This is a genomic window from Pseudoalteromonas sp. SWXJZ10B, from assembly GCF_015864475.1.
GTDB lineage: Bacteria > Pseudomonadota > Gammaproteobacteria > Enterobacterales > Alteromonadaceae > Pseudoalteromonas > Pseudoalteromonas arctica.
On sequence record NZ_JADYXD010000009.1, the window covers coordinates 46,629 to 72,489 of the forward strand.

General features: G+C 41.1%; 25 protein-coding genes. 17 read left to right on the top strand and 8 right to left on the bottom strand.

All coding sequences use genetic code 11. The annotated features are described in order from the left end of the window. The 6 genes from I6F54_RS10330 (at position 1) to glpD (ending at position 7,995) form a co-directional block, all read left to right on the top strand. Positions 1-1,065, top strand: coding sequence for a UDP-glucose--hexose-1-phosphate uridylyltransferase (locus I6F54_RS10330; protein WP_197141240.1), 1,065 nt, complete (start codon positions 1-3; stop codon positions 1,063-1,065). Continuing rightward, positions 1,055-2,203: a galactokinase gene (gene galK, locus I6F54_RS10335; RefSeq protein WP_197141243.1), complete on the top strand. Its 1,149-nt coding sequence runs from the start codon at positions 1,055-1,057 to the stop codon at positions 2,201-2,203. The genes I6F54_RS10330 and galK overlap by 11 nt, the downstream gene beginning before the upstream one ends. Before the next feature lie 19 nt (positions 2,204-2,222). Beyond that, positions 2,223-3,227, top strand: a complete 1,005-nt coding sequence (locus tag I6F54_RS10340) for a Gfo/Idh/MocA family protein (RefSeq protein WP_197141245.1) — start codon at positions 2,223-2,225, stop codon at positions 3,225-3,227. Between the two features lie 29 nt (positions 3,228-3,256). After that, positions 3,257-4,579, top strand: coding sequence for an alpha/beta hydrolase family protein (locus I6F54_RS10345; RefSeq protein ID WP_197141247.1), 1,323 nt, complete (start codon positions 3,257-3,259; stop codon positions 4,577-4,579). A gap of 207 nt (positions 4,580-4,786) precedes the next feature. Then, on the top strand, positions 4,787-6,283 hold the full coding sequence (glpK, locus tag I6F54_RS10350; protein WP_197141249.1) for a glycerol kinase GlpK: 1,497 nt from the start codon (positions 4,787-4,789) through the stop codon (positions 6,281-6,283). Between the two features lie 206 nt (positions 6,284-6,489). Further along, positions 6,490-7,995 carry a glycerol-3-phosphate dehydrogenase gene (gene glpD, locus I6F54_RS10355; RefSeq protein ID WP_166378333.1) on the top strand — a complete coding sequence of 502 codons (1,506 nt, stop codon included), beginning with the start codon at positions 6,490-6,492 and terminating at the stop codon, positions 7,993-7,995. A 79-nt stretch (positions 7,996-8,074) separates the two neighbouring features. Here glpD and I6F54_RS10360 read toward each other — a convergent pair whose 3' ends face one another. Together I6F54_RS10360 and I6F54_RS10365 are read right to left on the bottom strand one after the other, a co-directional pair. Beyond that, positions 8,075-9,025 (bottom strand): 2-dehydro-3-deoxygalactonokinase, encoded by a 951-nt coding sequence (locus I6F54_RS10360; protein ID WP_197141251.1) that lies wholly within the window; start codon positions 9,023-9,025, stop codon positions 8,075-8,077. A gap of 3 nt (positions 9,026-9,028) precedes the next feature. Then, entirely contained in the window at positions 9,029-9,787 is a 759-nt protein-coding gene (locus I6F54_RS10365) for an SDR family NAD(P)-dependent oxidoreductase (RefSeq protein ID WP_165728300.1), read from the bottom strand. 186 nt (positions 9,788-9,973) lie between these two features. On the opposite strand from I6F54_RS10365, the gene I6F54_RS10370 reads away from it, so the two are divergent. Beyond that, positions 9,974-10,675: a FadR/GntR family transcriptional regulator gene (locus tag I6F54_RS10370; protein WP_165728301.1), complete on the top strand. Its 702-nt coding sequence runs from the start codon at positions 9,974-9,976 to the stop codon at positions 10,673-10,675. Positions 10,676-11,050: 375 nt separating this feature from the next. Here the strand turns inward: I6F54_RS10370 and accC are convergent, their stop codons facing one another. The 5 genes from accC to cutA form a co-directional block, all read right to left on the bottom strand. After that, positions 11,051-12,391, bottom strand: a complete 1,341-nt coding sequence (accC, locus tag I6F54_RS10375) for an acetyl-CoA carboxylase biotin carboxylase subunit (RefSeq protein ID WP_165728302.1) — start codon at positions 12,389-12,391, stop codon at positions 11,051-11,053. Positions 12,392-12,417: 26 nt separating this feature from the next. Then, positions 12,418-12,876, bottom strand: coding sequence for an acetyl-CoA carboxylase biotin carboxyl carrier protein (gene accB, locus I6F54_RS10380; protein WP_007580042.1), 459 nt, complete (start codon positions 12,874-12,876; stop codon positions 12,418-12,420). Between the two features lie 40 nt (positions 12,877-12,916). After that, a complete protein-coding gene (aroQ, locus tag I6F54_RS10385) occupies positions 12,917-13,369 on the bottom strand; it encodes a type II 3-dehydroquinate dehydratase (RefSeq protein ID WP_197141253.1) in 453 nt (150 codons plus the stop codon). A gap of 228 nt (positions 13,370-13,597) precedes the next feature. After that, positions 13,598-15,433: a protein-disulfide reductase DsbD gene (locus I6F54_RS10390; RefSeq protein ID WP_197141271.1), complete on the bottom strand. Its 1,836-nt coding sequence runs from the start codon at positions 15,431-15,433 to the stop codon at positions 13,598-13,600. After that, positions 15,433-15,753 carry a divalent-cation tolerance protein CutA gene (cutA, locus tag I6F54_RS10395; RefSeq protein WP_002958839.1) on the bottom strand — a complete coding sequence of 107 codons (321 nt, stop codon included), beginning with the start codon at positions 15,751-15,753 and terminating at the stop codon, positions 15,433-15,435. The genes I6F54_RS10390 and cutA overlap by 1 nt, the downstream gene beginning before the upstream one ends. A gap of 178 nt (positions 15,754-15,931) precedes the next feature. On the opposite strand from cutA, the gene I6F54_RS10400 reads away from it, so the two are divergent. From I6F54_RS10400 to I6F54_RS10425, 6 genes are all read left to right on the top strand, one after another. Then, positions 15,932-16,408: an FxsA family protein gene (locus I6F54_RS10400; RefSeq protein WP_007580034.1), complete on the top strand. Its 477-nt coding sequence runs from the start codon at positions 15,932-15,934 to the stop codon at positions 16,406-16,408. 110 nt (positions 16,409-16,518) lie between these two features. After that, positions 16,519-16,806 carry a co-chaperone GroES gene (locus tag I6F54_RS10405; RefSeq protein ID WP_007580032.1) on the top strand — a complete coding sequence of 96 codons (288 nt, stop codon included), beginning with the start codon at positions 16,519-16,521 and terminating at the stop codon, positions 16,804-16,806. A 48-nt stretch (positions 16,807-16,854) separates the two neighbouring features. Then, on the top strand, positions 16,855-18,501 hold the full coding sequence (groL, locus tag I6F54_RS10410) for a chaperonin GroEL (protein ID WP_166420103.1): 1,647 nt from the start codon (positions 16,855-16,857) through the stop codon (positions 18,499-18,501). 193 nt (positions 18,502-18,694) lie between these two features. Beyond that, entirely contained in the window at positions 18,695-19,108 is a 414-nt protein-coding gene (gene rnk, locus I6F54_RS10415; RefSeq protein WP_197141273.1) for a nucleoside diphosphate kinase regulator, read from the top strand. Positions 19,109-19,308: 200 nt separating this feature from the next. Then, positions 19,309-19,743, top strand: a complete 435-nt coding sequence (locus I6F54_RS10420; protein WP_165739425.1) for a VOC family protein — start codon at positions 19,309-19,311, stop codon at positions 19,741-19,743. Between the two features lie 6 nt (positions 19,744-19,749). Continuing rightward, complete coding sequence (locus I6F54_RS10425) at positions 19,750-20,187, top strand: hypothetical protein (RefSeq protein WP_007580023.1); 438 nt, start codon at positions 19,750-19,752, stop codon at positions 20,185-20,187. A gap of 13 nt (positions 20,188-20,200) precedes the next feature. Here the strand turns inward: I6F54_RS10425 and I6F54_RS10430 are convergent, their stop codons facing one another. After that, positions 20,201-21,673: an NAD(P)H-hydrate dehydratase gene (locus I6F54_RS10430; RefSeq protein WP_197141275.1), complete on the bottom strand. Its 1,473-nt coding sequence runs from the start codon at positions 21,671-21,673 to the stop codon at positions 20,201-20,203. Between the two features lie 249 nt (positions 21,674-21,922). On the opposite strand from I6F54_RS10430, the gene gmk reads away from it, so the two are divergent. From gmk to I6F54_RS10450, 4 genes are all read left to right on the top strand, one after another. Further along, a complete protein-coding gene (gene gmk / locus I6F54_RS10435; RefSeq protein WP_165728309.1) occupies positions 21,923-22,543 on the top strand; it encodes a guanylate kinase in 621 nt (206 codons plus the stop codon). 125 nt (positions 22,544-22,668) lie between these two features. Then, a complete protein-coding gene (gene rpoZ, locus I6F54_RS10440; protein ID WP_007378835.1) occupies positions 22,669-22,944 on the top strand; it encodes a DNA-directed RNA polymerase subunit omega in 276 nt (91 codons plus the stop codon). 388 nt (positions 22,945-23,332) lie between these two features. Then, positions 23,333-25,438 carry a bifunctional GTP diphosphokinase/guanosine-3',5'-bis pyrophosphate 3'-pyrophosphohydrolase gene (gene spoT / locus I6F54_RS10445; RefSeq protein ID WP_007580016.1) on the top strand — a complete coding sequence of 702 codons (2,106 nt, stop codon included), beginning with the start codon at positions 23,333-23,335 and terminating at the stop codon, positions 25,436-25,438. A 12-nt stretch (positions 25,439-25,450) separates the two neighbouring features. Further along, positions 25,451-25,843, top strand: a complete 393-nt coding sequence (locus tag I6F54_RS10450) for a RidA family protein (protein WP_007580015.1) — start codon at positions 25,451-25,453, stop codon at positions 25,841-25,843. Positions 25,844-25,861 lie beyond the last annotated feature (18 nt).

Genomic DNA, 25,861 nt, shown 5'->3' on the forward strand with positions numbered 1-25,861 from the left:
ATGGCTTTATTAGAAAGTACTCACAGACGTAAAAACCCACTAACGGGTCGTTGGGTATTAGTGTCACCACATCGTAATAACCGCCCATGGTTAGGCGCAACAGAAGCAGTAAACGAAAGCGTACTGCCTAAGCACGATGAAAGCTGCCCACTTTGCCCAAGTAACACCCGTGCAAATGGCGATAGCAATCCAGATTACAAATACACACATGTATTTAGAAATGATTTTGGTGCACTTACGCCTAATGCCAGCGAGCAATCTCAAAGCTTAGAGTCAGACAGCGATTTATTTGTTGCCGACGAAGCCAGTGGCGAATGCCGTGTAATTTGTTTCTCGCCAGAGCATAATAAAACACTGCCAGAGCTTGAGCACGACGCCCTGCATGAAGTAGTAAAAACCTGGAAACAAAATTACACAGAGCTTGCACAGCAGTACGAATGCGTACAAGTTTTTGAAAATAAAGGCGAGATCATGGGTTGTTCGCAACCTCATCCTCACGGCCAAGTATGGGCTCACTCGCACTTATCAACCGAAATTGAAGCCGAAGATACGCAGCAGCTCGCCTATTATAAAAAACATGGCAGCGCAATGCTTGCCGATTACGTGCAAAAAGAGCAAACAGATAAAACCCGCGTAGTATTTGAAAACGAACATTGGCTTGTTGTGGTGCCATTTTGGGCAGCGTGGCCGTTTGAAACAATGCTAGTAACTAAAGATAACATTCAAAACTTTAGCCAGCTAAACGATGCGCAAACCGACTCTTTAGCACAAGCACTTAAAGTATTAACCACTAAGTACGACAACGTATTTAATTGCAGCTTCCCATACTCAATGGGATGGCACAATGCACCGGCTAACAGAGGCTCTGATGAGCAACATTGGCGTTTGCATGCACACTTTTATCCGCCGCTACTTCGCTCTGCTACTGTTAAAAAACACATGGTAGGCTACGAAATGCTAGGCGAAAGCCAACGCGATTTAAGCGCAGAAACCGCTGCTTCTATTTTAAAAGCAGCCAGTACAACACACTATAAAGATACAGCAGGACACACAGATGAAGCTTAACGAATTCCAACAACAATTTTTGTCACTGTATGGCGCGCCTGCTCAAGGTATTGCAGCAGCACCGGGGCGTGTAAACCTCATTGGCGAATTTACCGACTACAACGACGGTTTTGTTTTACCGTGTTCGTTAGAGTTTCGTACCCAAGTAATGTTTAAAGAGCGCGACGACAATATTATCACTGTGCATTCTTTAAATTACCCAGGCGAAAAAGACAGCTTTAGCGTTGATGAAGAAATCACTGAAGGCCAATCGCAATGGGGTAACTACATTCGTGCTGTTACTTACGTTCTTAAAAGAGCGGGCTACACACTGCGCGGCGCCGACCTACTTATTGACAGCAACTTACCGCAAGGTAGTGGCTTGTCGTCATCGGCCGCACTAGAAGTTGCTGTAGGCGGTATGTTTAACCATATTGCACAGCTTGGTTTACCGCCAGAGCAAATTGCGCTATTTGGCCAAGAAGCCGAAAATGACTTTATGCATTGCCAATGCGGCATTATGGATCAGCTTATTTCAGCTAAAGGCGAAAATGGGCATGCACTATTAATCGACTGTGAAAACCTAGCAACTAAATCAGTTAAAGTTCCTGATGATTTAAATATTGTTATTGTTAACTCTAATTACCCACGTAAATTGGTAGATAGCGAATACAACCAGCGCCGTATTGATTGCGAACAAGCTGCTGTAAAAATGGGTGTAAAAACACTTCGCCAAGCAACCATGACTGGCCTGCAAGCAGTAAAAGCGACATTAAGCGAAAACGAATATAAACGTGCACACCATGTAATTAGCGAAAACGACCGTGTAATTGCAGCAACTACTGCACTACAAAATAATGATATGGATGCACTTCGCACGCTAATGGCTGCATCGCACCAATCACTTAAACACGACTTTGAAGTAACCGTACCTGCAACCGATGGCCTAGTAGAAATTTGTAAAGAAGCGATGGGCGATCGCGGTGCAGTTCGTATGACGGGTGGCGGCTTTGGTGGTGCTATTGTATGTTTATGTCGTGATGCAGAAGTGCCACTAATTAAAGCAGCGGTGGAGCAGCATTACTTTGAACGTTTTAACTTAAATGCCGACATTTACGTATGTTCAGCGGGTTCAGGGTTACAAATTACGTCTTTTTAAATAAAGTTAAGGAATAAGCATGGCAAAGGTTAATTGGGGAATTATTGGGTGTGGCAATATTGCTCACACCTTTGCTAAGAGTATTGCGCATTGCGCTGATGCTCAACTTATTGGCGCAGCATCGACTAGCGAGCAGCGTGCAAAAGAGTTTGCCACACACTATTCAATTAAAGGTTATGAGAGCTATCAAGCTCTTATGCAATGCCCAAATATTGATGCCATTTATATAGCTAATACCCACGAGCAACATTTTAAAGCCATAGCGCAATGCTTAACACACAATAAGCACGTGCTAAGCGAAAAACCAATTACCGTTAATGCTCAGCAGTTGCAAAACCTCAATGAGCTTGCCAAGCAACAAAACTGCTTTTTAATGGAAGGCGTTTGGATGCGTTTTTTACCAGCCATAGTAAAATTACAACAGCTCCTAAGTGAAGGTGTTATTGGTAATGTGCACAGTGTTAATGCCAACTTTAGTTTACCTGGCAGCTTTGCCGACACTCACCGCTTAATGAACCCTGCAACAGCAGGTGGCGCCCTGCTCGATTTAGGTATTTATCCTATTTCGATTGCCGATGTGGTATTTAATAAAGCCCCAGAACACATCAAATCCTTTGTACACAAAAGCAGAACAGGTGTTGATGAGCGAAGCACTGCTATAGTTGATTACGGTAACGGGCAATTTGCATCACTTACCAGCGCACTTCAGCAAAACGGCCTAACAGAAGCATGTATTAATGGTGAGCTTGGCTATATGCGTATTCCTGAATTTGTAGGCGCGCAATCTATAGAACTGCATATAAATGGCCAAGATCCGCAACACTTTGAATACGACTTTAGTGACGATGAAAACTTTAAGTTTGAAATTGCACATGTCACGCAGTGTATATTACAAAAACAAACCCAAAGCAGCGTATTACCACTGGGTACTAGCTTACGGGTTATGAACATAATGGATACCTTGCGAGCACAATGGCAGCTGCAATATAGCAATGCTATTGAGTCGGCTGAACTGACTAATTAAAAAATAAAAATACACAACAAGGACACACAATGACACACACACTCAAAGCGCTTTCAAAAGCCATATTACTTGCTACGTGCAGTTTATCTGCCAGTGCAGCCTTTGCTGAATCTAATAAACCAGAGCAGCTATATCCGCCAATCACTAGCGAAGTACTTCCAGAACTTGCGGCAAAAGGTAATTACAATGTAGGTGTGCAAACACTTGATTTAGTTAACCCCGCGCAATTTGATCCCGCCACACAAGGTCAAAAAGATCGCCCTTTAAAAGTAGAAGTATGGTATCCGGCTGCAAATACAGCAAAATCGCCACTTACCAGCTACACCAATGAAACTCGCTCAGGTAAAGAATTTACTCTGCAAGCTGATGCTATGCGCGATGTAGCCATTAATAATAAAGAGCATTACCCTGTTATTGTGCTTTCTCACGGTTATACCGGTTACCGTACGATTATGTACTACCTTGGCGAGCATTTAGCGTCGCATGGTTACATTGTGGTAGCGATTGATCATACCGACTCAACCAATGCTGATGTTGATTTTAAAAACGCACCGTTTTCGGGCTTTTTTAGCACGCTTATAAATCGCTCACGCGATCAGCAGTTTGTTATTAATTACTTTAATGAGCAAAACAACTTTGCAAGCAAGCAAGTAGATAACAAAAGCGCTGGCGTAATTGGTTACTCAATGGGTGGCTATGGCGCGGTAAATACTATTGGTGGTTGTTACGCTTTTAATGAGCAAACTACGGCTATGTTTACGGGTATGAAAGACCCAGCCCAAATTAAAAAAGTACAGCAATTACTAAACAGCTGCGCTGGTGGGCAATACCAAAACCCAAAAGTAGACCCGCGTATAAAAGCGATGGTGGCCTTTGCACCATGGGGCGGACAACATAATATATTTGACGCAAAAGCGATGAAAAATATTAAAGTACCGTCGCTTTATATAGCCGGTAGTTTAGATGACATATCAGGCTATGAAGGTATTAAAAGCCTTTATAACCAAACAGGCAGCAAAGATAAGTACATGCTTACTTACAAAAATGCACGCCATAATATTGCACCTCACCCAGCTCCGGCTATTGCACAAAGCAGCAGTGAATTAGATATAGGGCATTACTACGAGCCATCGTGGTCTATGCGCACACTAAACGAAATCAACAAACACTTTGTACTTGCCATGATGGATTGCCACGTAAAAGGTATCGCCAGCGAGTGTAAATACTTAGATTTACCACAAAACGGCGACCAAGCTGTTGTTGATGGTAAGCCGCTGCCACAGTGGCGCGGGTTTGATAATCGCTTTTCAACGGGTATGGATTGGCAACAAGCCAAACCACACACCAAGTAATAATAAGCTTTAAGCGGCTGTTTTAATCAATAGCCGCGTACGCCCTTAAAATAATGCCAAAACAAAACGCCTTTTATATAAAAGAGTTACCAGTAAATATTCGCGCGTTTGTTTTTTAATCGACTATTTTAAGAAAAAACCATTGCCATTGACTTCGGTTAAAGGCAATCTAGTCATATATAAGATAAGATAAATAACATAAATATCATGTCCAAATACATACTCTCAATTGATCAAGGAACCACAAGCTCTCGGGCCATCTTGTTTACAAAAGATGCAGACGTTTTTGGTACAGCACAACAAGAATTTTCGCAGCATTTTCCGCAAAATGGTTGGGTAGAACACGATCCTAACGATATTTGGCAAACAGTGCTTAGTACTAGCCGCGAAGTCTTAACTAAAAACGATGTAAAACCTGAAGAAATTATTGCCATTGGTATCACCAACCAACGCGAAACCACCCTAGTGTGGAACAAAAAAACAGGTAAACCAATTTATAACGCCATTGTATGGCAAGACCGCCGCACCAGTGATTATTGCGAAAGCCTAACGACTGATGAGCTTTGCCAAACGATTAGCGACAAAACAGGCTTATTACTCGACCCTTATTTTTCGGCGACTAAAATTCGTTGGATTTTAGATAATGTTGAAGGCGCACGCGAGCAAGCACTGGCTGGCGAACTGGCTTTTGGTACGGTTGACACTTACCTGCTTTGGCAGCTAACTGACGGTAAAGAACATCGCACTGATGCAACCAACGCGTCACGCACTATGTTATTTAATATTCATACTCAGCAGTGGGATCAAGAGCTTCTAGAGTTATTCGATATTCCAGAATCTATGCTGCCAGAAGTTATGGATTCAGCCGATGAGTTTGGTTCAACCAGTGCTGATATTTTTGGCGCGCCAATTCGTGTTTGTGGCATTGCAGGCGATCAGCAAGCTGCGCTTGTTGGCCACGCATGTTTTGAACAAGGCATGGCAAAAAGCACTTACGGTACGGGCTGTTTTCTAATGCTCAATACCGGCGAAAAGGCACTGACCTCAGAAAACCGCTTACTGACTACTGTTGCCTATAGATTAAACGGCAAGCCAACCTATGCTATTGAAGGCAGCATATTTATGGCAGGCGCAACTATGCAGTGGATTGTTGAAGGTTTAAAGCTACTTAGCCATGCTGGCGAAAGTGAGTCGATGGTTAAAGATGTACCGCTAGACCATGGTGTATTTTTAGTGCCTTCGTTTACGGGTTTAGGCGCTCCTTATTGGGACCCTAATGCACGTGGTGCAATTTTAGGCTTAACACGCGACTCTGGTATTAGCACTATTGTTGCCGCTGCTTTGCAATCGGTGGGTTATCAAACCAAAGATTTACAAAAAGCGATGGAGCGTGATGGTCTTCGCCCAAGTGTGCTTCGTGTAGATGGCGGCATGGTAAAAAATAATTGGGTTATGACCTTTTTATCAAACATTTTAGGCGCAACAGTTGAACGCCCAACAGTGACCGAAACCACCTCTTTAGGCGTAGCATATTTAGCAGGCTTACAAACAGGTGTGTATGAGTCTACTGAGCAGCTAGCTAAAATGTGGACATGCGACCGTCGTTTTGAGCCAACTATGAGCGCCGACGAACGTAACGACCTATATGCAAAATGGCAGCACTGCGTAGCTCAAGTATGCTTAACAAATAAAAACTGTCCGTAGTAAATACTAAGTGGCTAAAGGCAACACTTTAGCCTCTTCGCCTTTTTAACTTAGCTAATAGCTTGATTTAAAAGGCGTGATTTACTACCTCAAATTACAAATGAATCAGCGTAAAAATAAAAAACTAGGTTTTCTATTGTCAAATGAAAACAGCAGCTTTATGATGTTTATGTCTTATTTATATTACAAATAAAAAGGTTAGCTCGGTGGAATTAGCAGATAACGAATATGACTTACTAGTCATCGGTGGCGGTGTAAACGGCACTGGAATAGCAGCTGATGCAGCAGGCAGAGGATTAAAAGTACTCTTGTGCGAACAATCAGACCTTGCCTGTGCAACATCTTCAAACAGTTCTAAGCTGATCCACGGTGGTCTGCGCTACCTTGAGCATTACGAATTTAGATTAGTAAAAGAAGCCCTAGCAGAGCGAGAAGTGCTACTTAAGAACGCACCTCATATTATGTGGCCGCTAACCTTTAGATTGCCGCATCAAAAGCATTTACGCCCTGCGTGGATGATTCGCATTGGTTTGTTTATGTATGACAACCTAGCAAAACGCGAAACACTTGCGGGTTCTCGTGGTATTAAATTTGGTGAAAACAGCGTTTTAGAGCCTTCAATTACTAAAGGTTTTGAATACTCAGATGGTTGGGTTGATGACTCTCGTTTAGTGGTTTTAAACGCCCTTGCAGCGCAACAAAAAGGCGCCGTTATTAGCACGCAAACTAAGTGTGTAAATGCTAAACGTGAGCAAGGTAAGTGGCAGGTAACGCTTGAGCAACAAAAGAGCAAAGCTAAATACAGCATTTCAGCTAAAGGTATTGTAAACGCTGCGGGCCCTTGGGTTGCTAAATTATTTGATGAAGCGCTAGCAGAAAAATCACCACAAAATATTCGCCTTGTAAAAGGTAGCCACATTGTAGTGCCGCGTATTCACGATGAGAAACAAGCTTACATTTTACAAAATAAAGATCAGCGTATTGTGTTTGTTATTCCGTTTGAAGATGACTTTTCGCTTGTTGGCACAACCGATGTAGAACACAAAGGCGAAGCGCAAGACGTTAAAATTAGTGATGAAGAAATCGATTACTTAATTGATATTACTAACAGCTACTTTAAAAATCATATTAAACGCGAAGACATAGTACATACCTTCTCAGGTGTACGCCCATTACTTGATGACGAATCAGTTAATGCACAAGCTGTTACTCGCGATTATAAATTAGAACTTTCGAGTGATGCCAAGCAAACACCACTACTGAGTGTATTTGGTGGAAAAATTACAACTTATCGCAAACTTGCTGAAGCCGCAGTTAATAAGCTTGAAGAATTTTATCCGCAAATGAGCGAAGCGTGGACTAAACATAGCTCACTCCCAGGTGGCGATTTTAGCTCGGTAGAAGCACTTAAATCAGAGCTAAAAGCAAAATATGAATGGCTACCTGAAATAACGCTTAAACGCTTTGTACGTACTTACGGTACTCGTGCTAAAAACATACTAGGTAGTGCAACCGGCCTGAGTGATTTAGGCCAAGATTTTGGTCATGGTTTATTTGCAGCAGAAGTTGATTACTTATTAAATGAAGAGTGGGCAGAAAACGCATACAATATTTTATGGCGTCGGAGTAAATTAGGACTTCGCTTTAATGAAGCACAAGTTGCGACACTTAATCACTACATTGATAACAAACAAGCTGCTAAAAGCGCTTAGCTAAATTATATAGCTGCTTTTAACTGCAGCTATAATGATTTCCCGTAACCCCTTTATAATTTAACCGTTATAGAGGGGTTTATTTTTTTGACTCTAAATTAAATAAATAATTAAAGCCGCTTAGTGTGGCTGCTTTTATATCAAACTCAACACACTTCACACCAATTTGTTTAAGCGCTGTAGTAAAGCATTTATTTAGCTGCTTTGTACCAATTACCACAACTTGTGTATCACTCAATAATTGCCACTCGCTTGCATGTCGTGCAGCTCGTACATCGCTGCCAATTAACACGCCCGACAAATAAGCTTTGGCTTGTACTGGCGATAACTCTTTTGAAAGTTGACGGGTACGCACGCTAAAAATACCATGTGCTAAGTTACCGCTATCGCTGCCTAAAGTAAGCTCACAACCTTGTTCAAATGCCTTAAAGTCAAACTCACCTTCTGCGCAGTCATTCGCAATTAAAACACTTTGATGACACAACAAATCATACAACTCACCGGTCATGGCTGTTTTAAAGCAGATGATTTCGCCGTTGTTTATAAGCACCCATTTGGTATGTGTACCCGGCAAACAGAGTAATATTTTACCTTGTTGATACTGTGGATTTTGTTTTAAAAAGCCGAGTATTTGCAGCTCTTCACCACGCATTACATCAAATAAGCCATTTTGCAGCGTACATTTTGTACCTGGGAATGCCTTAATAATATGCCCATCGCAATCAAAGCTAATAGCCGCATTAAGGAGTTTTTCGGGATTAATTGGGCATTCTAAATAAGGGGTTTTGTGCCAGCCAATACTTGAGGTAATTTGCCCTGCAATATATATAGGTAAACTGCCATATTGTTGCTTCCACACCGCAACAGTGTCTATTAAGGTTTGTTCAAAATTTTGATTCGCCTTAACCACACCCGGGCCATCACGCTGTGCTAATAATGTAAGTTTTGACTTTGCTTGCACTTCGCACAAATAAGCGCGTAAATGACTTGTGCCCCAGTCAACGGCAATAAAAAGAGATGAAGTAGCCAAACTTTACAGCCTCCCACCGTCAATTTTAATACTTTGCCCGGTAATCATACTGCTTTCATCGGCGGCTAAAAAGAGTGCCAAATTAGCAACATCTTCAGGTGTTACTAATTTTTTAAGCGCCATGGCTTCCATCCACTTAACTTGCTCTTCTTCGGTAAACCAACTTGCTAGTTGACGGTCGGTGGCAACCCACCCTGGTAAAATAGCGTTAACGCGAATACCAAACTCTCCATAATCGCGAGCCAATGCCTTAGTCATACCAATCAACCCTGCTTTTGCTGTTACATAACCGGCCATTTGTGGCTGGCCCATAATCGCGTTAATAGAGCTAAAGTTAATGATACTGCCCGCCTTATCATCTTTCATAAAAGACATAGCAACTTGAGAAGCAAAAAAAGCAGGGTTTAAGTTTATTTGTAAGCACTGATCCCAGTCTTGCACTGTAACGTCTTCGCTTGCTTGCCGGCGGTCGTTCGCTACATTATTAATTAATATATTTATTGCACCAAAAGCGGCGCATGCATCTACAAGTGATTGCTGAAGTGCATGCGAGTCAGTAACGTCCACTTGTCTGTACCATAATTTGGCATCGGGTAATTCGCTAATAAGCGACTGTGCAGCCTTATCATCAATATCAATAAACGCTACTTTTGCATTTTGGTTTACAAAGGATTTAACCATTGCTCTGCCAATGCCTGATGCACCACCGGTAATAAAAACAACTTTGCCAGAAATACTATGATATTGAGCTAGGGTGTCCAAATTAAACTCTCCAAACAACAACTTACAATAGTGTTTTGCTTATTAAAAACGCCAATAGACGTTATAAAGAACCAAAACGCTGTGCTAAAATAATTAGCCAATTAAAACTTTATATCATATCCTTAAGTACATTAATATGATATATGATATATAATAAAGCAATATATCAACTCGGAATCCTGCGCAATGAAAAGCCAACCTCGTCAAAATTTAACACAACAATTAACCCACGATTTGGGCTTTGCTATTGTGCGTGGTGTTTACCCTGTAAGCGAAGGCCTGCCTTCTGAAGCCGATTTATGTATAAAGTACGATGTGAGTCGCAGTGCTACTCGCGAAGCGGTAAAAATGCTCTCTGCTAAAGGACTTATTTCATCTCGTCCTAAGCAAGGTATTCGCGTACTACCAGAAAGTAGCTGGAATATGTTTGACACCGACGTACTGCGTTGGATTTTAAGCAGTAAGCCATCTTTATCATTATTAAAAGAGTTTACTCAAGTACGTGTCGCGCTTGAGCCACAAGCAGCCGCGCTTGCAGCAGTAAATGCCACTGCTGAACAGCTAGCTGAAATTGATAACGCCTTAGCTCGTATGGCTGAAGCTGACGAAGGCTTAGACGACCCACTAGAAGCTGACATTGCTTTTCATACCAGCATATTAGTGGCCAGTAATAATCGCTTTTTTGTACAGTTAACTGAGTTTATTAGTACTGCGCTTAGAGTAAGTATTCGCTACACAAACCACATTAAAGGTGTACCGGGCGCAGACGTGGCTAAACATGCTGATATTTTAGAAACCATAAAGTCACGCGACCCTGAACGCGCAAAAAAAGCAGTAGAAACAATTTTAGAAGAAGCACTACAGTTAATTGAATCTAAATTAGTTTAATGCAACTTTAGCTAAGCATATTTTATAAATATTAAGTCCATCAAGTTTACTCTTTGCAGTACATTCGATGGACTTTTTTATTACCTATAAGGCTTAAATTATACCAATTCGCTTAATTAAGTGATCTATTTTGAGGATGAAAAAACGTGTTGATAGCTAGGCAAAAAATTCGCTATTCAGTTGTTCTAAATGAGAATTTTTTAACGCAGGTAGCGACACGTTTAGCCCCTAAAAATGATTAAGTATTATTGCGGATTGGTATTTCAGGCATTAAAAAATCCGATATCAGTCTCCTGATATCGGATTTTTAATTATTTAAATCAGATCAATAACTCTGGTTATTAACTGAGATAAAACGCCTTTTGCAGGCTAGAATTACAATCCTAATTTCTTCTCAAGATAGTGGATGTTAGTACCACCATTTTTGAAGTTTTCATCTGCAAGAATTCTTTTATGCAAAGGAGTATTAGTTTTAATTCCGTCAATTACTAGCTCGTTGAGTGCATTGCGCGCGCGGGCAATAGCTACGTCACGGTTTTCACCGTAAGTAATTAACTTACCAATCATTGAATCGTAATGTGGTGGAACCGTGTAGTCAGCGTAAATATGGCTGTCCCAACGAATACCTAAACCACCTGCTGGATGGAAACGTGTAATTTTACCCGGTGACGGGATAAACGTTTCAGGATCTTCAGCATTAATACGACACTCAATAGCATGACCACGAATAACAACGTCGTCTTGAGTGAATGATAAAGGCTGACCCGCTGCAATTTTTAATTGCTCTTTTACTAAATCGATACCAGTAACCATTTCGGTTACAGGGTGTTCAACCTGAATACGCGTATTCATTTCGATGAAGTAAAACTCGCCGTTTTCGTATAGAAACTCAAACGTACCTGCACCGCGGTATCCAATTTCGATACATGCACGTGTACAGCGCTCGCCAATGAATTTACGCGTTTCAGCAGTAATTCCTGGTGCTGGCGCTTCTTCAACTACTTTTTGGTGACGACGTTGCATAGAACAATCACGTTCACCTAAATGTACTGCATTACCTTGGCCGTCTGCTAATACTTGAACTTCGATATGGCGTGGGTTTTCAAGGAATTTTTCCATATAAACCATGCTATTACCAAAGAATTGCTTAGCTTCTTGCTGTGTTAATGCAATTGAATCAATAAGTTCAGATTCGCTGCGAACAACACGCATACCACGACCACCACCGCCACCAGCGGCTTTGATGATTACCGGGTAACCGATACGCTTAGCGATTTGCATGTTGCGTTCTTTATCATCTGATACCGGGCCGTCTGAGCCTGGTACACATGGAACGCCTGCTTTACGCATTGCTGCGATAGCAGATACTTTATCGCCCATAAGACGAATAGTGTCGCCACGAGGACCGATAAATACAAAACCACTTTGCTCAACTTGGTCGGCAAAATCAGCATTTTCTGCAAGGAAACCGTAACCAGGATGAATCGCTACAGCGTCAGTTATTTCAGCCGCAGCAATAATGCGCGGAATATCTAAATAACTTTCAGTTGCTGATGGTCTACCAATACAGATGGTTTCATCTGCAAGCAATACATGCTTAAGATCGCGATCTGCCGTTGAATGCACAGCAACCGTTTTGATCCCAAGCTCTTTGCAGGCGCGCAATATACGAAGTGCAATTTCACCTCGGTTTGCAATGACTACTTTATCTAACATTAGAGTTGGCCTTTTAGGTTACGCTATTATTCAATGATGAATAGAGGTTGATCAAATTCTATTGGCTCGCCATTTTCAGCTAAGATAGCTCTTACTGTACCGGCTTTATCTGATTCAATTTGGTTCATCATTTTCATAGCTTCGATAATACAAAGTGTATCGCCAACTTTAACTTGCTGACCAACTTCTACATATGCTGGCGCTTCTGGAGAAGCCGCAGAGTAAAAAGAACCAACCATTGGTGATTTAACTTGATGACCAGTAGGTTCTGCTGGTGCTGCTGCTTCAACTGCTACAGGAGCCGCTGCAACTGGTGCTGCTGGCGCTGGTGCATATTGCTGTGGAGCAAATTGCGGGTAACCTGGGCCTGCACTCATGTTGTTGCGGTTAATACGTACTGATTCTTCACCTTCAGTGATTTCTAGCTCAGCAATACCTGATTCTTCTACTAATTCGATAAGCTTCTTTATCTTGCGAATATCCATTACACGACCCGCCTGTTAGTTGTTTGTGTGTTAATTTAAATTAAATTGCGCTTTGCAACCGGCTCACAGCGGCATTCAATGCTGCGTGATAACCCATTGCGCCTAATCCACATATCACGCCTTGTGCCACATCAGAAAAATACGAATGATGACGAAAGGCTTCACGTGCGTGCACATTACTTAAATGCACTTCAAAAAACGGAATATCAACACTCAACAGTGCATCACGTAATGCGACGCTAGTATGCGTAAATGCAGCAGGGTTAATTATTATGTAATCAACCGCTTGCCAAGCATTGTGAATTCGTTCGATGAGTGCTTGCTCACTATTACTTTGAAAATGCGTTAACTCAACATCTAGACTATTAGCAGCACTGGTTAGCTCCTCCATAATCTCACTTAGCGTCTGAAAACCGTATTTATCCGGTTCACGTTTACCAAGCATGTTTAAATTTGGACCATTTATAACTAAAAGGTTTAATTTTGCAGCCATAATACGCGATATATCCTATAAGTAATGAGTTAAGCGGTTACTAACTAGTTTTTCACTTTTAAGTAAGCAGAAAAAGCAATGTAGCAACAATTTCTCACGTTAACCAACTATTATAGTGATTTCGACGTAAATAGCAGCAAAATACTGGTCTTATCAGTGTCGTGGGTACAAATATAAGAAGAATTAAGAAGGTGCCACTTAGTCAATTCAAGTGGCACTATTGCACTATTATTGTGCGCTGACGCGCACAACTGCTAGGTGTTTAGCAAAGTCCTCAGCATTTAAAAAGCCCGTTACGCGCTGCGTACTAAGCTCTTGTCCTTGAGTATTAAAAAACAAAATACTAGGTAAACCAAACACCGTGTACTCTTCCATTAGCTCAATTGTTTTATTATCACTCTCAGTTAAATCAATTTGAATAAGCTGATAGTGGCTAAACTCACTTTGCACTTTGGCATCAGGAAAGGTGTAATGTTCAAACTCTTTACACGCCACACACCAGTCGGCATATAAATCGACCATAACCATTCGACCTTCGTCGTTTGCTTGTGCAACTGCTTCTTTTAGTTCTGCTAAATCAGCAACCTGTTTAAACTCATTATTTTGTGAGCTTACCTGTACTGTTTGTACTTGTACTGGCCAAAAGTAGTTTTTAGTTAACGTAAAGCCTGTAATAACTAATAGAGTTGCAGCAAACCATAATGCAGTTTTTAACTTACTTTGTGTTTGGCTACTTTGCCAATGATGTAAGTACAGTGCTGTTGCTAATGCAAGCACACCTGCCATTAATAATATAATCTCGGCGCTTACTAGTCGCTCAAGTAATATAAGCGGCACAACGAGCATCACAAAACCAAACAAGGTTTTAACTTGCTCCATCCAACCACCCGCTTTAGGAAGCAATTTACCGCCAGATGTACCGAGTAATAACAATGGTAATCCCATACCTAAACTGAGCACGTACAGTGTTAAACCACCTACTAAGTAATCACCACTTTGCGCTACAAATAACAGCGCCGCCGACAGTGGTGCCGTAGTGCAAGGTGATGCAATCAATCCCGAAAGTACACCCATTAAAAATACGCCAACGTAGTTGCCGCCTTTTTGGTTGTTACTTACTTGGGTTAGCTTGCTCATCATACTGCTTGGCAGTTTAATTTCGTACCAACCAAACATCGACATAGCCAATAATACAAACAATAAACTAAAACTGATTAACACAAATGGATGCTGTAAATACCCCTGCACTTGCCCACCAAGCGCCGCAACAACTAAGCCTAGTGCTGCATAGGTAACTGCCATGCCTTGTATATATACAAACGACAACGCAAACGCTTTTTTAGTTGAAAGGTTTTGCTGACCCGCAATTAAGCTCGACAAAATTGGAAACATTGGGAATACGCATGGCGTAAAAGCAAGGCCTACACCAACAGCAAAAAATATGAGTAAATTAGTTATTAAGCTCTGACTGGCTAATTGCTCAGTAAAAGTCAGTTCTTTTTCGGTGTCACCTGAGTTTGTTGTAGGTTCAGTAGTTGGATCGTTGAGTGCTGCAAATGTACTTTGCGCTGTTGCCGCTTCATCTGTAGCGCTATTTTGATCTACATTTTTAATCTGTGCGCCACTAATTACACTAAGTGGAATGCTAATCACTTCTGGTGGATAACAAAGCCCCGCTTTTGCACAGCCCTGATAGCGAACTTTAACAACCGCTCCCTCAGTGATATTACTTAACTTGCTAACAACACTCGCGGTATTAAAAAAGACTTCTGTTTTACCAAAAAATTCATCTTCAATAATTTCGCCACTACCAGAGTCACCTACTTGGATGTTTGCGCCCTTGGCAATGATTTCTATTTTCTTTTTATATAAATAATAATCTGGCGCTATATCCCAGCCCACAAACAAGGTTTTTCCTTGCTGGTCAAAGTCAAATACAAACGCTTGGTCTACAGGTAAAAAAGTGTGTTGAGGAGGCCCAAGTAGATCACCAAGCACATTATTAGTCGCAGCCTTTACAGGTACAGTTAATAATGTAACCAACAATAAAAAGAGAAAACGCATTAATTCAGTACCTCGTCCATCCAATTAAAATATGCCAAGTTACCTGTTGAGACTTCTACAACCTGAATCTCTGGCACTTCGTAGCTATGTAGCTCTTTTATTGTTAAAAACACATCGTTCATTTTGTCTGCTTTCGTTTTTATAAGTAGTTTGGCTTCAGTTGCTTCTGCCACTTCGCCTTCCCACATATAAATAGAGCCCATGTTAGGTAAGATATTTACACAAGCAGCTAGTTTTTTTTCTACCAACGCCCTTGCTAGGCTGCGTGCTTCTGCTTCGTCTTTGCAGGTCGTAAAAATCATTTTAAAATGCGTAGTCATTATGAACCTATACTTATTTAACAGTGTCTAGCTTCATAGTATCTGATAGCCGATACAATGTGTAGACGCTAAAATATCAGTAAAATGACGATACCTATGCCCTAACCTTGAAAAGAGACCTCGTCACCCTCATTTATATTTCATCAACTCTTTTGAGTGTCATTATTTAGAGAGCGCTATGTTTAGATTTTTATTTGTGTTGTTTATTATCATCCCTATTATCGAAATCGCCTTGCTGATTCAAGTAAGCGACGTGATTGGCGGATTTGCAACAATTGCACTTGTTGTTATTACTGCGATTTTAGGTGCCAAAATGGTTAAAACACAAGGTATGGGTGCGCTGCAAAACGTACAAGCGCAAATGGCGCAAGGGCAAATGCCAGCCAAAGAATTATTTACCGGAATATGCGTTGTAATTGCAGGTGTATTACTCCTTACTCCTGGCATTATGACCGATGTATTTGGGCTACTATTATTAACCCCTGCAATTCGTAACAAATTGGCTGCAGGCCTTGCTAGCCAAGCAACTGTTAGAATGAGCGCAGGCATGCAACAAGGGCCATCGCCGTTTGCTGGGCAGCAACATGCTGAACGAGAGCAAGGGCAAATGGAACGACCAACCACTATTGATGGTGAATATGAGCGAAAAGATTAAAAATTTATCGTTTTTTCTCTTGGAATTTTACACTCCACCCCCATTAATGAATGCAAATTAGAAAAGCTTTTTTCTGTACTGTTCAGAAACTGTTAGGAGAACTAAAAAACATGAACATTCGTCCTTTACAAGATCGCGTAATCGTTAAACGTCTAGAAGAAGAAACAAAATCTGCTGGCGGTATTGTATTAACTGGCTCTGCAGCTGAAAAATCAACTCGCGGAGAAGTTGTAGCCGTAGGTAATGGTCGCGTTTTAGAAAACGGTGACGTGAGAGCGTTAGAAGTTAAAGCCGGTGACACTGTGTTATTTGGCTCATATGTTGAAAAAGTTGAAAAGATCGAAGGTCAAGAGTACCTGATCATGCGTGAAGATAATATTTTAGGCATTGTAGGCTAAACCTACTTTTCGTTTATAAACATTTAAGAATTTAGAGGAATTTAAAACATGGCAGCAAAAGAAGTACTTTTTGCAGGTGACGCACGCGCTAAAATGCTAACTGGCGTAAACATCCTGGCAAACGCAGTAAAAGTTACATTAGGTCCTAAAGGCCGTAACGTTGTACTAGATAAATCATTTGGCTCACCAGTTATCACTAAAGATGGTGTATCTGTAGCAAAAGAAATCGAACTTGAAGACAAGTTTGAAAACATGGGCGCACAAATGGTTAAAGAAGTTGCATCTAAAGCAAATGATGCAGCCGGCGATGGTACAACTACCGCTACAGTACTTGCACAGTCTATTGTTAATGAAGGCCTTAAAGCTGTTGCAGCAGGCATGAACCCAATGGATCTTAAGCGCGGCATCGACAAAGCAGTTATTGCTGCTGTTGCAGAGCTTAAAGCGTTATCTGTTCCTTGTTCTGATACTAAAGCAATTGCACAAGTTGGTACTATTTCAGCTAACTCTGATAAAGAGATTGGCGACATCATTGCACAAGCAATGGAAAAAGTAGGCCGTAACAGTGGTGTTATTACTGTAGAAGAAGGTCAATCACTTGAAAACGAACTAGATGTTGTTGAAGGCATGCAGTTTGACCGTGGTTACTTATCTCCTTACTTTATCAACAGCCCAGAAAAAGGTACTGTTGAACTAGATAACCCATTTATTCTACTTGTAGATAAAAAAATATCTAACATCCGTGAATTATTACCAACATTAGAAGCGGTTGCTAAAGCAAGCAAACCACTACTAATCATCGCAGAAGACCTTGAAGGCGAAGCTCTAGCTACATTAGTAGTTAATAACATGCGCGGTATTGTTAAAGTATCAGCTGTTAAAGCACCTGGTTTTGGCGACCGTCGTAAAGCAATGCTACAAGATATCGCTGTATTAACTGGCGGTACTGTAATTTCTGAAGAAATCGGCTTAGAGCTTGAAAAAGCAACAGTTGAAGACCTAGGTACAGCTAAGCGCGTAATTATCACTAAAGATGATACAACTATCATTGATGGTGCTGGTGAAGAAGCGGGTATTAGCGGTCGTGTTTCACAAATTAAAGCACAAATCGAAGAAGCAACATCAGACTACGATAAAGAGAAACTACAAGAGCGCATGGCTAAACTAGCTGGCGGTGTTGCAGTAATCAAAGTAGGTGCTGCTACTGAAATGGAAATGAAAGAGAAAAAAGACCGCGTTGAAGATGCATTAAATGCAACTCGTGCAGCGGTTGAAGAAGGCGTAGTACCTGGCGGCGGCGTTGCACTTGTACGTGCAGCTAGCAAGCTGGTAGATTTAGTTGGCGACAACGAAGATCAAAACCACGGTATTAAAGTTGCACTTCGTGCGATGGAAGCACCACTTCGTCAAATCGTAACTAACGCAGGCGACGAAGCATCTGTAGTAATTAACGCAGTTAAAGGCGGCGACGGTAACTTTGGTTACAACGCAGCTACTGGTGAATACAACGACATGATTGAAATGGGTATCCTAGATCCAACTAAAGTAACACGCTCTGCATTACAGTTTGCAGGGTCTATTGCGGGTCTAATGATCACTACTGAAGCAATGGTAGCTGAAATCCCAAAAGATGAAGCTGGTGGCGCTGATATGGGTGGCATGGGCGGAATGGGTGGTATGGGCGGCATGATGTGATCATCCCCTAAACACCTAGCTCAAATAAAAACCCAGCTTCGGCTGGGTTTTTAGCTATTGGGCACAAAGAAAGTAAAAGCCACAGGTGTGGCTAATTAATAAAATGACTTCGCGTATCCCTTTGCTTCTTAAATGCATGCCAAGCCATACTCAGAGTTAATTTTATTTATTAAAAATTATTAAGGATATTAAGATGAATAAAAAACCTGAACTAATCATCTCATCACTCGATGCAGATAGATTGTATGACTTAATGGAATCATTGCCTGCAGGTAGCTTTGCTAACAAAGAAGAATTGGAAGCTGAACTGGCACGAGCAACAATAGTCGTACCTAAAGATATGCCATCGTCAGTTGTAACGATGAACTCAACTGTAAACTTTATTGTTGAGTCTTCTAAAGAAGAATTTACGTTAACCTTGGTGTACCCAAAGAACAGTGACTCTAGCGGCGATAAAATATCGATATTATCACCCGTTGGTAGCGCATTACTTGGGCTAAACCAAGGCGACGAAATTGAGTGGCCTAAACCGAGTGGCGGCTTAATAAAGGTAAAAATAAAAGAAGTAACCTATCAACCAGAACGTGCTGGTGAATTACACAGATAAACACTTTATGCACTTAGTACTAAAAAATCGATTTAAAGTAAACCCAGCCTCAGCTGGGTTTTGCTTTTTATTATAAAGCAGATTGATACTGTTTAATTTATACCTATAACTAAGTTACATATTGGGGGCATATACCCTGCGTAATCATTTACTAATATGATAAAAAGCACATTTATTTAATAGTACGGAGTGAGCTAAACATGACTAACGTTCAACAGCATATCGGCAGCATTGCATTAGTTGTTAAGGACTACGACGATGCCATTGAGTTTTATACTCAAAAGCTTAACTTTGAGTTAGTGGAGGATACTGATTTAGGAGAGGGTAAACGCTGGGTGTTAATTTCACCTCCAAATTCAAACGGGGCTAGTTCAAATGGGACTAATTCGAGCAGGACTAATCTACTGCTTGCTAAAGCCACAACACCCGAACAGATCAGCGCTATTGGTAATCAAACGGGTGGGCGCGTGTTTTTATTTTTGCATACCAATGACTTTTGGCGAGATTATAATTTAATGCTTTCTAAAGGCGTTACATTTAACGAAAAGCCTCGAGTAGAACCCTATGGCACCGTAGTGGTTTTTGAAGACTTATATGGTACAAAATGGGATTTATTACAGCTTAATAATCAGTGAGATAAAATGCTGTTAAATATAAAAGCAAAATTTTTATTAAGCGCAGGAGTTATTGCATCTGCAGCGGCTGTATGGCATTTACTTTGTATATGGGGTGGCACTAGTTGGTTTATATTTGCTCGCGCTCCAATACAAATAATAGAATCATCACAGCAAGGTACATTCCTTGCGCCTTTAGGTAGTATTGCAATAGCTGGACTTATGTTTGCCTGTACTGCATTTGCCTTATCAGCAATTGGCTTAGTGCGTAACATAGTACTTACTAGAACCGCTTTAATTGCTATTGCAACCTTGTGTATCATACGAAGCTTAATAATTATCCCTGCATTAATACGAGCCGATACGTGGAATATTATAGCTAGCAGTGTTTGGCTTTATGTAGGTGTATGCTTTTTAGTGGGTGCAATAACGTTCCACAATTTAAAGCCGAACACTGATAGTTGAGTGACGCTTAAACTCACGTCACTTTATTAACTAACTCTCTTACAATTGCGAATAAATCACTGGGTAGCATTCCCCTTTGCCCGTCTCGCTCACTGGCGATATCACCGGCTCTAGCATGCAGTGTTACACCATAGAGTGCTGCTTCATCAATAGTTAAACCTTGAGCAAGTAAGGCACCAATAATACCAGTAAGTACATCGCCACTGCCGCCAACGGCCAATGCCGGGTTGCCATCTTCACATACCCACGTGTGCTGGGCATTATCTATTAATGTTCCTGCGCCTTTTAATACACAAGTCGCGTTATAGCGTTTAGCGCAAAGGCGGGCATAATTAAAGCGGTCTGATTCTATGTCGCTGGTGCTAACACTTAGCAGTCGCGAAGCTTCGCCGGGATGTGGAGTAAGTACGCATTGCTCTAACGTGTATGATGAAGCTTTCTTAGCCAGTAAATTAAGGGCATCTGCATCTATAACCAATGGCATTTTATTGTTTTGGCAATATTGCATTACTTCATCGAATGTTTGTTGTGCCCACTCGTCTTGCCCAAGCCCTGGGCCAATAACAACGCAGCTTGCCCACTCTAGCGCTTGATGTAAGTTATTACTGCTTACCATAAGTTCTGGTCTGCCAATACTAATAGGCGTTATTGAGCTTTCGTGTGTATACACTCTTACCATGCCAGCACCCGTTCTAAGAGCTGCTTCACTACTTAACCTAATTGCACCTGCAGTACCTTGATTGCCACCAATACATAAAAGTTTACCGTGGCTTCCTTTGTGACTATTGATTGCCCGCGTGGCTATTCCTTTAAAGCTATTGATATTAATCAGAGTACCTGATGATTGAGCGATACGAATAAACGCATCGCCAATTGCTAAGTCATCAAATACTAACTTACCGCTATATTGTTTACCTGCCGTCGTTGTCAGCCCTTGCTTAATACCCACAAAAGTAACGGTTGAAGTCGCTTGAACTGCACACCCTAAAGGTTGCCCTGTATTCGCCTCAATGCCTGATGGAATATCAATGCTTATTACGGGCTTACCACTGTTATTTACCGCTTTAATTATGCCCGCAAAGTTATCGCGCACGGTGCTTTTAAGGCCAGTACCAAGTAGAGCATCAATAACGATATCGCACTCATTAAGAGCATCTTTTGTAAAATGAGAAACCACCCCACCCGCTTCTACCCATAGCTGCTGCGCTTTTGCAGCATCACCGGTTAATACTTTATTAGGCTCAGCTGCGCATACTGTTACCTCTTTACCTGCTTGCATAATAAGCCTAGCTACAACGTAACCGTCTCCAGCGTTGTTACCATGGCCAACAATGACTAATGTATGCTGTTCAAATAACTGCCATTGCTTATATACAGCCTCGCCTGCACGCTGCATTAGGGTAAATAAATCACAATGACTATTTTTAGCCGCTAAAGCTTCATTGTCTCTTACTTGTTGTGCGGTAAATAAGGTTTTATTAAGCATAGAGGCTCCTTTACTAGGTGATACCTCACCTTATCAAATACTTATATCTAGCGGCTAGTTCTGTTGACGAATTTAAACTGCAATTTTATTTAAAGTCTAACTTAGTAAAACACTGCCACTTCAATTTGAGCATGACTCACTTGAGCACATCTAACTTGAGCAAGGTGAGCTAATTAAAGTACAATGCAGTTAATTAAAGGCTTGGTTTACTTGTAATCCAAGCCTGTTTATTTTTAGGTAGAGAAAAGCATGGCACAAACTCGCGGTAACTTATTTATTTTGTCAGCCCCTTCTGGTGCTGGTAAATCAAGCTTAATCAATGCGTTATTAAAAAAACACGCTGACATGAAAGTATCTGTATCACATACAACTCGCGCCCCTCGCCCAGGTGAAGAAAATGGCGTGCATTATCACTTTGTATCTACAGACGAATTTAAAGCGCTTATTGCCAAAGATGACTTTTTTGAATGGGCTCAAGTATTCGATAATTACTACGGCACATCAAAGCAGGCTATTGAGTCGCAACTTGATGCGGGTATTGATGTGTTTTTAGATATTGATTGGCAAGGCGCTCAGCAAGTGCGCAAAATTATGCCAAGCGTACAAACTATTTTTATTCTACCGCCTTCAAAAGAAGAACTAGAACAACGCTTAAATAACCGTGGCCAAGATTCGGCTGAGATTATTGCCTCTCGTATGGCAAAAGCACAATCTGAAACATCACATTATAATGAATACGACTTTGTAATTGTTAATGATGACTTTGAGGACGCACTTGCCGACATAGAAATGATTGTAATGGCTCAGCGCTTAACACTAAAAGCGCAAGAAGATCGTCATCAAGTTTTACTAAATAGTCTGCTTAAATAATTTAAGCCTACTTAAATTAGGCTTAGGCAAGTAAAACTGATAAAAATTGAACACTGGCTATTGGCGAAAGTGGCTCCTTGGAGTAAACTACGTCTTTGCTTTTAAATTATTTTTGGAGTGCTGTGATGGCCCGCGTAACAGTTGAAGATGCAGTAGATGCAGTTGGTAATCGTTTTGACTTAATTTTAGTTGCGGCTCGTCGTGCCCGCCAAATTGCTGTTGGTGGTAAAACTCCACTAGTAGACCCTGAAAACGATAAGCCAACGGTAGTTGCTTTACGTGAAATTGAATTAGGTTTAGTTGATAGCGCTTCAATGGACTTAATTGACCGTGAAGAACAACAACACCAAGAAGCAGCAGAATTAGCTGCTGTTGCTGCCATTGTTGGTGGCAACCAATAATCGACCTCCCGGTCTGATTTAGCCAACGGCGCAGTATTTCTACTATAGCCGTTGGCAATCCTTTCATTTCATCGTATATTCGTAGCTTACCTAATTTGCTTCACTAGAGCCTTTTTATCTTTCGAGGTTAAATTTGCAGCAGTATGCTTGGTATTTAGGCAAGGCAGAGCCTATGTAGTGTGGTTATTTCCCATAAATAGGCGATAACGCAGCATAAATGCAAAACATGCGCTGCCCAAAGGGTTCTGCCTAGGGGCAATTTACTCTTTGTTGCTCGATTTTTACTTAGCCCGCTAGGCTAAAAACCTCGCGCCGCGATTAAATCGCCCCTAGATTGAACAAATTTTAATCCTGAAAGGTCAACAGGCCCTAGAACATTGGAGTGTGAATGTATCTTTTTGAAGGTCTTAAAAAGAAAATTTCAGAATACTTGCCCGCTGCTGATGTAGAGCTGGTTCAAAAATCTTACGTGGTAGCCCGAGAGGCCCATGAAGGACAAACTCGCTCAAGTGGCGAACCTTACATAACTCATCCAGTAGAAGTAACCCAAATTCTTGCAGGCATGCATCTTGACCATGAAACGCTCATGGCCGCGCTAATGCATGATGTAATTGAAGATACTGATTTTAGCCAACAAGATTTAGCCGAAATTTTTGGCGAAACTGTGGCAGAACTCGTTGAAGGTGTAAGTAAGCTCGATAAGCTCAGCTTTAAAGATAAAAAAGAATTCCAAGCTGAAAACTACCGCAAAATGATTATGGCAATGACTCAGGATATTCGAGTTATTTTAATCAAGCTTGCTGATAGAACGCACAATATGCGTACTTTAGGGGCACTGCGCCCAGATAAGCGCCGCAGAATAGCACGTGAAACGCTTGAGATTTACGCGCCAATAGCAAACCGCTTAGGTATTCACGATATTAAAAATGAGCTTGAAGACTTAGGTTTTCAAGCTTTATATCCTATGCGTCATCGCGCACTTAAATCTGAAGTAGCTAAAGCACGTGGTAATCGCAAAGAAGTTATCACTAATATCCAACATGAAATAGAAGCACGTCTTGAAGAGTCAGGCATTAAAGCGACTGTGTCAGGCCGAGAGAAACATTTATATAGTATTTATAAAAAAATGCTTAATAAAGAACTGCTATTTAACGAAGTTATGGATATTTACGCGTTTAGAATTGCAGTTGATTCTATGGATACGTGTTATCGCGTATTAGGTGTGGCTCATAGTCTTTATAAGCCTATAGAAACACGCTTTAAAGATTATATTGCTGTACCAAAAACTAATGGTTACCAATCGCTTCATACTTCATTAGTTGGCCCACACGGAATACCTGTTGAGATTCAGATTCGTACTCACGATATGGATCAGATGGCCGACAAAGGTGTAGCGGCGCACTGGATGTATAAAAAATCAGGTGATGGTGCAGGTAATACTTCGCAGCAACGTGCTCGCCAATGGATGCAAAGCTTATTAGAGCTTCAGCAAAGTGCGGGTTCATCGTTTGAATTTATTGAAAACGTAAAAACTGAGCTATTCCCAGAAGAAATTTACGTATTTACACCTGATGGTCGTATTGTTGAGCTACCAATGGGCGCTACCGCAGTCGATTTTGCGTATGCGGTTCATACTGATGTAGGCAATACTTGTGTAGGCGCTCGCGTTAATCGCAAGCCACATCCTTTAAGTCGGCCATTAGATACAGGGCAAACCATAGAGATAATAACAAGCTCAGGTGCCCACCCTAATGCAACATGGCTAAACTTTATTGTTACTGGTAAAGCACGCTTGGGTGTTCGTAATTACCTTAGAAGTCAGCATCATGAAGAAGCCATGCTTTTAGGGCGCCGTTTACTTGATTCGGCATTAGGCGAAAACAAACTAGATAGCATTGCTGATGAAAATATAGCGAGAGTACTTGAAGAGCACGAACTAACTACTCTTCTTGAATTACTTGTAGAAATTGGCTCTGGTAACTTAATGAGTATGTTAATTGCCAAGCGCTTATTGCAAAATGACAATGACGATTTAACTGATATAACAAGCCAAGCTAAAGCGACCATTATTGGTACTGAAGGCATGTTAGTGAATTACTCTAAGTGTTGCCGACCTGTACCAGGCGATGCCATTACAGCTCATATAAGCCAAGGTAAGGGCCTGACCGTTCACCGCCAAGAATGTAAAAATATTCGTGGTTGGGAAAATGAGCGCTCTAAATACTTAGTTGTAAAATGGGACGATAACCCAGAAAAAGAATATATTGCAGCTCTGAGAGTTGAAATTATTAACCATCAAGGCGCGTTAGCTAAGCTAACCAATGTTGTCGCTACAACCCAAGCCAATATTGTCGAAATTGCCACCGATGAAAAAGAAAGTAATTTATACGTGATAGATTTAGGGGTTACCGTTAAAAACCGTATCCACGTTGCTAACATTATGCGCCGCATTCGCGTTATGCCTGATGTACAAAAAGTCTATCGTAAAAAATAAAATAGGAAACACATGAATAAAGCATTTATCTCTACCGACAAAGCACCTGCAGCTATTGGCACTTATAGCCAAGCAGTTAAAGTAGGTACCGCTGTTTATTTATCTGGTCAAATTCCATTAGTTCCAGAAACGATGGAAATGATTTCAGAAGATTTTAGCGAGCAAACGCATCAAGTATTTAAAAATATTGCTGCGGTATGTGAAGAAGCAGGCGGAAAAATTCACGATTTAGTTAAAATCAATATTTACCTAACTGATCTATCTAACTTCGCCACAGTAAATGAAGTGATGAGCCAATACTTTAAACAACCTTACCCAGCTAGAGCTGCATTAGGTGTTCGTGCACTACCAAAAGGTGCACAAGTTGAAATAGACGGAATAATGGAATTACCTTCTACCAATTAAGTATTACAGGCTATAGAG